Genomic DNA, 12,489 nt, shown 5'->3' on the forward strand with positions numbered 1-12,489 from the left:
CATGTCGAACGACGCCGTGTCCCGCAATCACATGTCCCGAGGGACATGCGCGATCAAGACGATCGGCGCCGCGACCGCCGCTGTCACATGTCCGAACGGACAGATGAATCCGCGCCCCGTCGATGCGAACCCAGCCACTGGCACATCGTCCCGCGCCCCCTTTTGAGCCCTTCTTTAAAAGGGGCGCACGCGGGATGCGATCGAATCTGGCCGCTCCCGCGCACATCAGAAGAGGGTTGTTACCGGGCTCCATCTCGGGTCATGCCCATTCGGGCGTGGCCCACCGCGCGAACGATCAGCTCGCCATCGACGAGGGCGAGGCGCAGTACAGCGGGCTGTGCAGCGCGTCACCGAGGCGGCGGACCACCTCGTCGTCGGTCAGGTCGAGCCAGTCGTGGCCGATCTCGACATGCACCCGCGCGTACGCGCGCGGCGACAGCGCTCGACGCAGGTCGCCGAGCGCACGCGGCGGGGCGACGAGGATCACTCGCTGGACGCGGCGGTCGCCGACGCCGCGGTCGACGAACGCGGCGATCTGGCCGCTGAACTCGACCTCGGCCTTGTCGTGCGGGTTGCTGCGCGGCTCGAACGTGTGGCGGGCGGCGCCCGCGGACCCGCGCGAGCGGCCTGGGCGGTCTTCACCGACCTCATGGTTGAGCTCTCGCCCGCTCGTGAATCCGTCGCCGAACGGCCGGGTCAGCGCGGCGCCGGGTGCTTCCTGCACCAGGATCCGGCTACGCGAGCCGTCCATGAGGACGATCCAGGTAGGAGTGTGGGGCTTCATGTCAAAAACCCTGATCGGGGAAGCCTCGTGAGGCCAACCGAAAAATTCCAACCTGGAGCGTCGCCGCGCCACCGGAGCGGATTTGCCGACATCCTGGTGAATGCAGCCGGCGGCAGCCTCGCCCCCAAGCAGGCTCTACGGGCTGTCAGGGCCCGCTGGCGGGCTGGCGCGGCAGATTTCACGGATCTGGCCGGAGTTCCGTGGATTGACGACCCGTTCAGCATATTGTACGCCTGAAGAGTCCGAGGAACCGATGAGCGCCGTCCTGCCGCACGCCCCGCTGTCCGTCCTGAGCCCCTCGCCTGCCCCGGTCGCGCTGCGCCTTGACGGCGTCACCAAGCGCCACGGCGCCGGCGGCGACGCGGTCGTGGCGCTCGACACGATGTCCTTCGCCGTGAAGAAGGGCGAATTCGTGTGCGTCGTCGGGGCCTCCGGCTGCGGCAAGTCGACCATGCTGAACCTCGTCGCCGGGCTCGACACGCCCTCGGCCGGCAAGGTCACCGTCGCCGGCGAGCGCCCCGCTCTGATGTTCCAGGAGTCGGCGCTATTCCCCTGGCTCAGCGTCGAGGAGAACGTCGCCTTCCCGCTGCAGATGCAGGGCCTGTCGCGCAAGGCCCGGGCCGCGCGGGTCGCCGAGCTGCTGCACCTCGTCCACCTCGACAAGTTCGCCAAGCGGCGCCCGCACGAGCTTTCGGGCGGCATGAAGCAGCGCGTCGCCCTCGCCCGCGCCCTCGCCCAGCAGGCCGAGCTGCTGCTGATGGACGAGCCGTTCGCCGCCCTCGACGCCATGATGCGCGACCACCTCCACAGCGAGCTCGAGACCCTGTGGCAGAAGACCGGCCTCACCGTCGTGTTCGTCACCCACAACGTCCGCGAGGCCGTGCGCCTCGGCGACCGCGTCCTGCTCCTGTCCTCGCGGCCAGGTCGGCTCGTCGCCGAGTACCAGGTCGACCTCGACCGCCCGCGCCGCATCGAGTCGCCCGAGGTCGCCCGCCTCGCCCGCACGATCACCGACCGCCTGCTCGAGGCCGCCCGTGCCGCAGCGTGAGCTCGCCGGCGACCCCCTGGCCCGCGCGCACCTGCACGCCGTGCCCGGCGGCGACGACGGCGGGGCCACCGGTCGTGAGGGACATGTCCTGATCGACATGCCCGAACGGACAGAGGCCGAGGACCCGCTGCGCGCCGGCCTGCGCGCCGCCGTCGGCGACCCCTCGCACGACAGCCCCGGCCCCGGCGACCGGCCCGGCCGCGGGCGCGCGCTGTGGTCCAGCGCCTGGCCCAAGCTGACCGCGGTGGCGATGGCCCTGGTGGTGTGGGAGCTGGTGGTGCTGAGCGGCTGGCGGCCCGAGTACGTGCTGCCGGGCCCGGGCGCGGTGCTCGGCCGGCTGTGGACCGACCTGCTGGCCGGCGACATCGGCGTGGCCGCGGCGATCACGATGAAGCGGGCGGTGATCGGCTACGCGATCGCGCTGGTCGCCGGGGTCAGCCTCGGCCTCGTGCTCGCGCGGGTGAAGGTCCTGCGCACCGCCGCGGGCTCACTGCTGACCGGCCTGCAGACGATGCCGAGCGTGGCGTGGTTCCCGCTGGCGATCTTGCTGTTCCAGCTCAGCGAGGCGGCGATCCTCGCGGTCGTGGTGCTCGGCGCGGCGCCGTCGATCGCCATCGGCCTGCTCACCAGCACCGACCAGGTCCCGCCGCTGCTGGTCCGCGCCGGCAAGGTCATGGGCGCCCGCGGCTTCGCGCTGTACCGCCACATCATCATCCCCGCCGCCCTGCCCGGCTTCGTCGCCGGCCTCAAGCAGGGCTGGGCGTTCGCCTGGCGCAGCCTCATGGCCGGCGAGCTGCTCGTCATCATCGGCCACGCCCCGTCGATCGGCGTGCGCCTGCAGTTCTCGCGCGAGCTCAGCGACGCCGAGGGCCTGCTCGCCTGGATGCTCGTCGTCATGCTGCTCGGCGTGCTCGTCGACGGCCTGGTGTTCGGCGCGCTCGAGCGGAAGATCCGCGAAGGCCGCGGGCTCACCGCCGAGCACGCGTGAGGCCCACGGCCGCAGGATGAATCCGAGCGGATGCTCGCGGCCTCGTCCGCGAGGCCGCCTGCGACGTCATCGCTGCGTCAGACGCAGCGTGAAGTCCCGCGTGAGCCCAGCGACACCGTCGACCGCGACCTCCCACGTGCATGCCGCAAAGGCCAGCTCCAAGATGTCGCCGTAGCCCAGTGATTTGTAGTCGTACGACTCGGGCGGGAGCTCCCCTGTGTCGACGCAGTCCACGGGAAAGAGATCGACCCTCCCGCCACCCGCGATGAACTCGACCCGCAATGTTCCGGCCTGCGCGACCGTGAAACAATAGCTTCGAAGCGTCACGAAGCCGTAATCGCGTGGGCCGAAGGTCGATGCGGCGTTGCAATCGACCCTGTCCGTGAATTCCAGCGCCGATCCCTCCCATGTCAGCATATAAGCAGGGTCGCAAGTCTCCGACCAGGAATACTCCTTGAGCCCCGACGCCCGCCAAGCGCTGTCGGCATCCTCGATCGAGAGCCCGAAGTGACTGAGGAATGCTTCGCCATATGCCTCGCCGCCGAGGTATCGCGGATCGTTGAAGAACGCCACCAGGGACGCGTCGCCGTAATTGGCCCGCAGCCATGATGCGAAGTGTCCGGCGATGGCGTAGTCTCCGGGCACGAACTTATCCTCGCCGCGAGGAAAGTCAGCCAGCAAAGCGGGCCCACGCTCGCTCTCGCTCGGTTCTAGCCGCGCGGAGAACGGGTGCCAGCGGTACCCGGACAACAACTCGGCGAGCCCTTCCTCGAACAACCAGGTGCCGACCGCCCCGCCACCGCCCTGACTCTGTCGAACAGCATGGACGAGTTCATGGAAGATCGAGCCGCTGGTGGCAAAGACGCCGCTCGCTCGGGTGCAAGCGTTCCAGGTCCCACAGTTCCCCTCGACCGCGGACGGTCCGTAATGCACGCACGCGAGAGGAGCTTCGACGCCGAGGAACCCGGCGACGCGCTGTATCTGACCCTCCATGGCAGCGAGGGTGCCGGCGCAGAGCCGCCGCGATCCACGGGTTCCTGTTCCTGGACGCCGACCGGCTCGCCGCGGCGCTGGCCAACGAGACCGTCCCCGGCATGCGCGGTGCCCTCGTCAGCGCGGCGCTCGGCGTGGCCCTCGACGACATCGGCGAGGTCGGCCGGCTCGCCCGCGCCGCCTTCGCCGCCGGTGGCCCCGAGGCGCTGGCAGCCATCAACGCGGCGCTGCAGTACAACTGGCAGTTCCTGGTCGAGGAGTTCGGCGCGGCCAGCGACGACGCGCATCTGCGCGAGCAACTCGAGGGCTTCATCACCGAGGGCCTCGCGCCGCCGGCGGTCGACGAGCACGGTGAGCCGCCCGACATGTACGGCGACACGTACGGCCACGAGGACCTCGAGAAAGCGGAAGACGACGATGCCTGAAGTTCGCCTGATCCCCGACCCAACCCTCGCGCGCGCCGAGATCGTCGCCCGCCTGCGCGCCCTCGGCCTCACGCTCGAGGAGGAGGCGACGCGGAAGCACACTCGCACCCGCACGATCTGGATGCGCGGCGACGCGGCGAGCGTGCGGCTGGTCGATCATCACATCGTCGGTGAGCGCCTCGCCGTCGTCGACGGGGACATGCATGACGACATCGTCCAGGCGCTTGCGCCCGTCGACCGCGCGACGCTGCTGGCCACGATCGCCGACCCGACGACGATCGCCGCAATGCCGGCGCTGCGCCGCCTGTGCCTGCTCGAACACCACGACCCCTCGCCCGAGCTGCGCGTGCTGCTGGCTCGCGCTCTGCAAGCGCCGCTGCTGCTGCTGCGCACCTCGGCGATGGCCGCCGCGCTGTGCCTCGCGCCCCCGCACGCCCTGTGGGCCCTCGAGCTGGCGGCCAGCCACGAGCCGGTCGCCGGGCTGCGCGAACGATACAGCCGGTCGATCGCGTACCACGGCACGCTGGCGTGATACGTACCGGTCCGACGGCGCAAACATCGTCTGGCCTACCGCTCGCGCCGATGCGTTCCAGAACGCTTCGTATTCGACCTCCTGCAGATTCTAAATGCAGGCTTCAGATCGGCGTGACTCGTCGGATTACATCGGAGCGACCGGGCCGTGATTCAGATCCAGGTGAGCTTCAAACCTCGCCGGAGCACGCAGCGAGCCGCGGACGCGCCCACGACTCCTCGCATCGTCTCGACGATCGCGGTCACACCGCGATGTCGAGCATCGGCGTCTCTTCGATCGCCGTATTGGCCACGCGGATCGCCAGGCCTGACATTGCGGCCAGGTCGCCGGCCACGTCGACCATGTCTTCGTCGCCCGGGTCGACGTACCAGGTCGCACGGACTGCAGCGCCGCGGAGGGTCCATTTCTTCAGGCGGCGCAGCAGCGCCACCAGCTGCGGACGCGTCGCCGCGTTGAAGTACGTCAGGCGCAGCTCGAGCACCACCGACGCCGGGGGCATCACGATCAGCGCGTCGAGCCACAGGATCAGCGGCGCGTAGAACAGCGCTGCCTCTTCGGGGTGGCTCTCGCCCTCGAGGCGTAGAAGCCCCAACTCGCCGTCGAAGTCGACACGCGGGGTGGGATTGCTCCCGACCTGGGCTGGCATGTAAAGGCGTTCTGCGAGCAAAAGACCCCTCCTTCGCGCCACCATCTCCGATCGCCCAGCTCGGGGCAAGAGCCCCCAACCGAGGGGTTCCCCGCCTCCAAATCTGCGGAAGTGCGCCTACGGAGGCGCGCCTGCGCGCGCGGGCCCGCCAGCCGCCGGCGTGGACCGACGGTGTACCTTCGGCATGGACCCAGGAGCACGTGATGAGCGAAGAGCGGACGTATCTCGAGCTTTCCGAGGAGGGCGGCGGCTCGCACAAGTTTTACGAGGTCGTGGTCAACGGCAAGCAGGTCGACATCCGCTACGGGCGGATCGGCGACGCCGGGCAGGCCCAGAGCAAGAGCTACGCGACCCCGGCCGAGGCTTTGAAGGAGGCTCAAAAGGCCATTCAGGGCAAGCTCAAGAAGGGCTACGCGCAGGCGGTCCAGGGCGTCCGCAAGAAGCGCGCGACGACCGAGCGGCCGGTCGCCACCACCAAGGCCGCCAAGGCCGGCACCACCCGGGCCCCGGTGCTGTGGCGCTACGACAGCGGCGACCGGGCCTTCGGCGTGTTCGTCGACGACGAGCTCTGCTGGGTCGGCGACGACGACGGCCAGATCTCCGCGCTCGACCACGAGGGCAAGGTCGTGCGGCGCATGAAGGTCCCCGAGGGCGTCATGAGCCTCGTGCGCGACGATCAATGGCTGTACTGCGGCTGCCAGGACGGCAAGGTCTACGACCTCAGCGGCAGCCAGCCGTTCGAGGCCTACGAGATCAGCGAAGACGTCAACATCCTCTGGCTCGACATCCACGACGGTTCGCTCGCCGTCAGCAGCAACGACGGCCAGGTCACCGTGCTCGACCACGACTGCGACAAGCTGTGGGCCAAGAAGAGCTACGGCCACGGCGGCTGGATGGTCCGCTGCGACGGCGCCGGCATCTACCACGGCCACGCCGACGGCATCACCGCTTACGACTGGAGCGGCAAGAAGCTGTGGGCCAAGAAGACCGAGGGCAGCGTCCTGTTCGGCTGGCAGGAGGACACCGAGGTCTACGCCGGCACCAGCTCCGACCACGTCGAGGTGTTCACCAAGGCCGGCGTCCAGGGCCGGCGCTACAAGTGCGACGACAGCGTCTTCTCCTGCGCCGCCGCGCCCGGCGGCAAGTACGTGTTCGCCGGCGACAACGCCTCCTCCGTCTATTGCTTCGACCGCGCCGGCGCTCGCCTGTGGAAGCTCGACACCACCTGCGGCTCGGCGCTGTCGATGCAGTACCACGCCGACAAGCTCTACATCGTCACCGGCGACGGCGCCTTCGCTTGCATCGACGTCAGCGAGGCCGCGATCGCCCAGGCGCGCGAGGGCAAGGTCCCTGACCTCAAGCTCGTCAAGGCCGAGCGCAGCGTCCAGGTCGCCACCGTCGGCCAGGCGCTGCCGCAGGCCGCCGCCGGGGCCGCCGGCGTGCTCGTCGAGTGCGTCGACGAGGGCGGCAAGATCCGCGTGCGGCCGCTGTCGCCCGGCTTCGACGCCGAGTTCAACGTCCAGTTCCCGCGCGACATCCGGACCCCCGGCACGCGTTACCTGGTCGACGGCCTCGAGCTCTCGGGCAGCGGCGGCTTCTACCGCGTGCGCGGCCAGATCCGCATCGCGCCCGCGGCTGCCGGCGAGGCGGCTGGTCCGGTCGTCGCCAAGAAGGCCGCCAAGAAGGTCGCCGCGGACGCGCCGGCCAAGAAGGTCAGCAAGGCCGCGCCGGCCAAGAAGACCGCCAAGAAGGTCCGCGCCTGAGCGCGTGCGCGTCGCGTTCAGTCGCGGCGCGCCTCCTCGCGGCCACGCGAAGCGAGACAGCCGTGCCCGAGCGATGCGAGGGCACGTCGCACTCGGCCGTGCACCGCCTCTCGAGGCCCTCGTATCGCGCGGGTGTCCGGGTCCGGACACCCGCCCGTCGCCCATTTTAAAACATGTCCCGAAGGACATTTCATTCTCGCCTCACGCGCCCGCGCCTGCGTGCGTGAGCGCCGGCCCGGCGGCGGGCGCGACGGCTCGCGCGTGGGGGCGCCCCGGTATACTCGCGGCGCAGTGGCGGCCTTCGGCTACATCTTGCTGTGCCTGATCTGGGGCTCGACCTGGCTGGCGATCAAGCTCGGCGTCGACGCTGGCATGCCGCCGCTGCTCGGCGCCTCGCTGCGGTTCGCCATCGCTGCCGCCCTGCTGCTGCCGGCCGCGCGCGTCCTGGCCCCGGCCGCCTTCCGCGACCGCACCGCCTGGCGGCTCGCGCTCCTGGTCGGCCTGCTCAGCTTCGGCTTCGGCTACGGCTGCACTTACATCGCCGCGCTGTGGATCCCCTCCGGCCTCGGCTCCTTGACCTTCGGCTTCTTCCCGTTCTGGGTCGCCGTCCTCGCTCACTTCATCCTCAAGGAGCGGCTCACCCTCGCCAAGCTGCTCGCCATCGGCCTCGGCTTCTCCGGCCTCGCCCTGCTCTCGTACGGCAGCCTGCGCGAGCTCGGGGCCGACACCGCGCTCGGCGTCGGCATCGTCACCTGCTCCGTGCTCGTGCAGGGCTTCCCACAGGTCATGATCAAGCGCGACGGCAAGGACGTGCCGACCGTGTTCCTCAGCGGCGCCGGCATGCTGATCGGCAGCATCGTGCTCGCGCTGGTGGCCGGGCTCGCCGGCGAGTGGTCGCGGCCGTTTCCGTGGACGCCGCCCGTCGTGCTCTCGGTCGGCTACCTCGCGCTGATGGGCTCGATCGTCACCTTCATGATCTACTACGGCCTGCTGAAGCGGCTGAGCGCCACCCTCATGGCCCTCGTCGCCCTCATCACCCCGCCGATCGCCGTGGTCCTCGGCAGCATCTACCGCGACGAGAAGCTCGGCGCCCTCACCCTCACCGGCGGGGCGATCGTGCTCGTCGGCGTCGGCCTGTTCCAGCTCGAGGAGCGCCGCGTCACTCGCCTGCGCCGCGGCGCCTGAGCGGCGATTCGCGGTCCTTCGCGCCACGGACATCCTCGCCGGGCCCCGCGCGCGCACCCATTCGCCGACGGCCTGAGCCCATCGTTCGGGCCGCGAATCACCGCCCTGTCGCCGGGCGTCCCCACGTCCCTCGCCGCTCCGTCCGTCTTCACAGCGCGAGCGCGGACGCGATACATTGGCGGTCTATGGAATCTTCGGCCTATCGCAGCCTCGCCTTTTTGTTCTCGCTCGGGAGCTTGCCGGTCGCCTGCAACCCCAAGGGCGGTGCCACCACCGACGGCGGCACCGGCGGCACCGACCCGACGACCGGAACCACCGACGGCACCGGCAGCAGCGCGACCGACGGCGCGACCACCGAGCCGACCACCGGGCCGACGACCACCGACCCGGGCGGCACCACCGACACCGGCGACACCACCGACACCGGGAGCGCCGACGAAGCCTGCCAGGCCTATGTCGCTTACCTGCTCAGGTGCGAGCCCGGGCTCGAGCCGATGATGGACGCGTACCTCGCCTACTGCTCGATGACCCGGAGCCGGACCGAGGCCGTGTACGGTCCGGCCTGCCTCGCCCTGTACGACGCCGCCTTCGTGTGCCTGGGGACCAGCGAGTGCGAGGATCCATCCGCCTGCGAGGCCGAGTGGGACGCCGCCGACGGCTGCCTGCCGGAGGCCGGCGCGATCTGCGTCGCGTTCGCCGCCAAGGAGGCCGAGTGTTACGGCACGCCTGTGCCCGACTACGCCGCCGGCGCGTGTCAGGCCTATCTCAACTACCAGGCTTACGCCTACGGCACCGCGTGCGGCACCGCCTACGACGAGTGGTACGCCTGCCTCACCGAGCTGCCGTGCCTCGAGTTCCAGATGCGCGCCGGCTGTGACGCGCAGCAGGACCAGATCGCCCTCGCCTGCGGCGGCGCGTAGCCGCTGGCGGTCCCTGAGGACATGTCCATCAGGACATGCCCATCAGGACATGCCTCTCAGACCATGTCCGAAGGTTCCTTCACCGGCGCCGGCACCTGCGCCACCGTGCGCGGCGGCGGGTCGCGGCGGGCGACCACCACGTAGAACACCGGGACCAGGGCGATGCCGAGGATCGTGCCGGTGGTGACGCCGCCGAGCACCGCCACGCCGATGGCGTTCTGCGCCCCCGCGCCCGCGCCGGCCGACAGCGCCAGCGGCAGGACGCCGAGGCCGAACGCCAGCGAGGTCATCAAGATCGGTCGCAGGCGCTCGCGGGCGGCCTCGAGCGCGGCCTCGACCCCGCTCTTGCCGTGCTCGCGCAGCTCCTTGGCGAACTCGACGATGAGGATCGCGTTCTTGGCCGACAGGCCGATCGTCGTCAGCAGGCCGACCTGGAAGTAGACGTCGTTGGCGAACCCGAAGATGAGGGTCGTCGACACCGCGCCGGCGACCCCGAGCGGGACGCCGAGCAGCACGGCGATGGGGATCGACCAGCTCTCGTACAGCGCGGCGAGGCACAGGAACACGACCAGCAGCGACAACGCGTAGAGCATCATCGCCCCGGCGCCCGACATCCGCTCCTCGTACGACAGGCCCGACCACTCGTGGCCGACGCCGTTCGGCATCTGCGTCATCAGCCGCTCGAGCGTCTCCATCGCGTCGCCCGAGCTGAAGCCCGGGGCCGGCTCGCCCTGGATGAGGATCGTCGGGTAGCCGCCGAAGCGGTCGAGCTTGGGCGAGCCGAAGGTCCAGTTGCCGCTGGCGAACGCCGAGAACGGCACCATCTCGCCGGTCCTGTTGCGCACGTACCAGCGGTTGATGTCGTCGGGCTGCATGCGGTACGGCGCGTCGCCCTGCAGGTACACCCGCTTGGTCCGCCCGAGGTCGAGGAAATCATTGACGTAGATGCCGCCCCAGGTGGCCGCCAGCGTCGCGTTGATGTCGGACAGGGCCACGCCGAGCGCCGCCGCCTTCTCGCGGTCGACCTCGATGCGGTACTGCGGCGTGTCGTCGAGCCCGCCCTGACGCACCTTGGTCAGCGACGGCTCCTTCATCGCCAGCTCGAGCAGCCCGTCGCGCGCGGCGATCAGCGCCTCGTGCCCGAGCCCCGCGCGGTCCTGCAGCTGCAGCTGGAAGCCGGTCGCGTTGCCGAGCTCGGAGATCGCCGGCGGCACGAACGCGAACACCGTCGCCTCCTTGATCTTGCTGAAGGCCATCGTCGCGCGCTTGGTGACCGCGCTGGCCTTGAGCTCCGGCGCCTCGCGGTCCTTCCAGTCGCGCAGGCGGATGAACGCGAGCCCCGAGTTCTGCCCGCGACCGCTGAAGCCGAACCCGGAGATCGAAAGCACCGACTCGACCGCGTCGCCCTCCTGCTGCAGGAAGTAGTCGCCGAGCTGGGCCATGACCACGCGGGTGCGCTCCATCGTCGACCCCGGCGGCAGCAGCACCTGCACGGTGATCGAGCCCTGGTCCTCCTCGGGCAAGAAGCCGGTCGGCATGCGCATGAACCCGACCGCGACCCCGGCCGTCAGCGCCAGGAACACCAGCATCGAGGTCTTGCGCCAGCGCAGCAGCCCGGCGACGCCGCGGTGGTAGAGGTTCGCCGTGCGCTCGTAGCCGCGGTTGAACAGGCCGAAGAACCCGCGCGTGGCCAGCCCGTGCCCGGGCTTGAGCAGCGTGGCGCACAGCGCCGGCGTCAGGATCATCGCCACCGCGACCGACAGCGCCATCGAGGCCACGATCGTGATCGAGAACTGGCGGTAGATCGTGCCGACCGAGCCGGCGAAGAACGCCATCGGGATGAACACGGTCGCCAGCACCAGCGCGATGCCGATCAGCGCCCCCGTGATCTGGTCCATCGACCGCCGGGTCGCCTCGCGCGGCTCGAGCCCGGTCTCGTGCATGATGCGCTCGACGTTCTCGACCACCACGATCGCGTCGTCGACCAGCAGGCCGATCGCCAGCACCATGCCGAACATCGTCAGGGTGTTGATGCTGTAGCCGAACGCCGCCAGCACCCCGAACGTGCCCATCAGCACCACCGGGACCGCCAGCGTCGGGATCAGCGTGGCGCGGAAGCTCTGCAGGAACAGATACATCACCGCGAACACCAGCACGATCGCCTCGACCAGGGTCTTGATGACCTCCTTGATCGAGATCTTGACGAACGGGGTGGTGTCGACCGGATAGACCGTCTTGAGCCCGGGCGGGAAGAACGCTTCGAGCTCGACCAGGCGGGCCCGGATCGCGTCGGCGGTGTTGAGCGCGTTGGCCCCGACGGCCAGGCGGATGCCCATCGCCGCCGTCGGCTTGCCGTTATAAAAGCTCTCGACGTCGAAGCTCTCGCCCGCGAGCTCGACGCGGGCCACGTCGCGCAGCCGCACCTGCGAGCCGTCGGGGTTGACGCGCAAGTAGATCGCCGCGAACTCCTCCGCCGTCTGCAGCCGCGTCTGCGCCGTGATCGTCGCGTTGAGCTGCTGGCCCTTGACCTGCGGCAGGCCGCCGAACTGCCCGGCCGAGACCTGCGCGTTCTGGGCCTGGATCGCCGCGACCACGTCGAGCGGCGTCATCTTGTACGAGATGAGCTTGTCGGGGTTCATCCACACCCGCATCGCGTACTGCGAGCCGAACGCCTGCACGTCGCCGACGCCCGGCACGCGGCTGACCGGGTCCTGCAGCGCCGACACCACGTAGTCGGCGATGTCGTTGCGGGTCATGCTGCCGTCCATCGACACGAAGCCGGCGATCATCAGGAAGTTGCTGGCCGACTTGACGACGCGCACGCCCTGGCGCTGGACCTCTTGCGGCAGCTGCGGCATCGCCAGCTGCAGCTTGTTCTGCACCTGGACCTGGGCGATGTCGGGATCGGTGCCCGGCTCGAAGGTCAACGTCAACTGGGCCGAGCCGGTGCCGTCGCTCGACGACGACACGAACCGCAGCCCGTCGAGCCCGACCATACGCTGCTCGATCACCTGCGTGACCGTGTCCTCGAGCGTCTTGGCCGAGCCACCCGGATAACTCGCGCTGACCGAGATCGTCGGCGGCGCGATCGCGGGGTACTGCGCGATCGGCAGCGACACGATCGCCAGCCCGCCCACCAGCACGACGATGATCGCCAGGACGATGGCGAAGATCGGTCGATCGATGAAGAACCTCGACACGCGCG

11 protein-coding genes are annotated in these 12,489 nt (G+C 70.0%); 7 read left to right on the forward strand and 4 right to left on the reverse strand.

The window, feature by feature from the left end; translation table 11 throughout:
- Positions 1-295: 295 nt before the first annotated feature.
- A complete protein-coding gene (locus POL25_RS14585) occupies positions 296-784 on the reverse strand; it encodes a host attachment protein (protein ID WP_272086611.1) in 489 nt (162 codons plus the stop codon).
- Positions 785-1,037: 253 nt separating this feature from the next.
- Here POL25_RS14585 and POL25_RS14590 point away from each other — a divergent pair, with 253 nt between their 5' ends.
- On the forward strand, positions 1,038-1,832 hold the full coding sequence (locus POL25_RS14590) for an ABC transporter ATP-binding protein (protein WP_272086612.1): 795 nt from the start codon (positions 1,038-1,040) through the stop codon (positions 1,830-1,832).
- Positions 1,819-2,820: an ABC transporter permease gene (locus tag POL25_RS44315; RefSeq protein ID WP_272086613.1), complete on the forward strand. Its 1,002-nt coding sequence runs from the start codon at positions 1,819-1,821 to the stop codon at positions 2,818-2,820. The genes POL25_RS14590 and POL25_RS44315 overlap by 14 nt, the downstream gene beginning before the upstream one ends.
- 66 nt (positions 2,821-2,886) lie before the next feature.
- Here the strand turns inward: POL25_RS44315 and POL25_RS14600 are convergent, their stop codons facing one another.
- A complete protein-coding gene (locus POL25_RS14600; protein ID WP_272086614.1) occupies positions 2,887-3,813 on the reverse strand; it encodes a hypothetical protein in 927 nt (308 codons plus the stop codon).
- Positions 3,814-3,914: 101 nt separating this feature from the next.
- On the opposite strand from POL25_RS14600, the gene POL25_RS14605 reads away from it, so the two are divergent.
- Together POL25_RS14605 and POL25_RS14610 are read left to right on the forward strand one after the other, a co-directional pair.
- Positions 3,915-4,238, forward strand: a complete 324-nt coding sequence (locus POL25_RS14605) for a hypothetical protein (protein WP_272086615.1) — start codon at positions 3,915-3,917, stop codon at positions 4,236-4,238.
- Positions 4,231-4,770 (forward strand): hypothetical protein, encoded by a 540-nt coding sequence (locus POL25_RS14610; protein WP_272086616.1) that lies wholly within the window; start codon positions 4,231-4,233, stop codon positions 4,768-4,770. The genes POL25_RS14605 and POL25_RS14610 overlap by 8 nt, the downstream gene beginning before the upstream one ends.
- Positions 4,771-5,011: 241 nt before the next feature.
- On the opposite strand, the gene POL25_RS14615 is transcribed toward POL25_RS14610, so the two are convergent.
- Positions 5,012-5,416, reverse strand: coding sequence for a DUF1987 domain-containing protein (locus tag POL25_RS14615; RefSeq protein WP_272086617.1), 405 nt, complete (start codon positions 5,414-5,416; stop codon positions 5,012-5,014).
- 203 nt (positions 5,417-5,619) lie between these two features.
- Between POL25_RS14615 and POL25_RS14620 the strand changes: the two genes are divergently transcribed.
- The 3 genes from POL25_RS14620 to POL25_RS14630 all read left to right on the forward strand — a co-directional run bounded on the left by POL25_RS14620 (position 5,620) and on the right by POL25_RS14630 (position 9,284).
- Complete coding sequence (locus POL25_RS14620; RefSeq protein WP_272086618.1) at positions 5,620-7,179, forward strand: WGR domain-containing protein; 1,560 nt, start codon at positions 5,620-5,622, stop codon at positions 7,177-7,179.
- A gap of 291 nt (positions 7,180-7,470) precedes the next feature.
- Positions 7,471-8,364, forward strand: coding sequence for a DMT family transporter (locus POL25_RS14625; protein WP_272086619.1), 894 nt, complete (start codon positions 7,471-7,473; stop codon positions 8,362-8,364).
- A 185-nt stretch (positions 8,365-8,549) separates the two neighbouring features.
- Positions 8,550-9,284, forward strand: a complete 735-nt coding sequence (locus tag POL25_RS14630; RefSeq protein WP_272086620.1) for a hypothetical protein — start codon at positions 8,550-8,552, stop codon at positions 9,282-9,284.
- 56 nt (positions 9,285-9,340) lie between these two features.
- On the opposite strand, the gene POL25_RS14635 is transcribed toward POL25_RS14630, so the two are convergent.
- Entirely contained in the window at positions 9,341-12,484 is a 3,144-nt protein-coding gene (locus tag POL25_RS14635) for an efflux RND transporter permease subunit (protein ID WP_272086621.1), read from the reverse strand.
- Between the last annotated feature and the right edge of the window lie 5 nt (positions 12,485-12,489).

It is taken from the genome of Nannocystis bainbridge (genome assembly GCF_028368995.1).
Classification (GTDB): Bacteria; Myxococcota_A; Polyangia; order Nannocystales; family Nannocystaceae; genus Nannocystis; species Nannocystis bainbridge.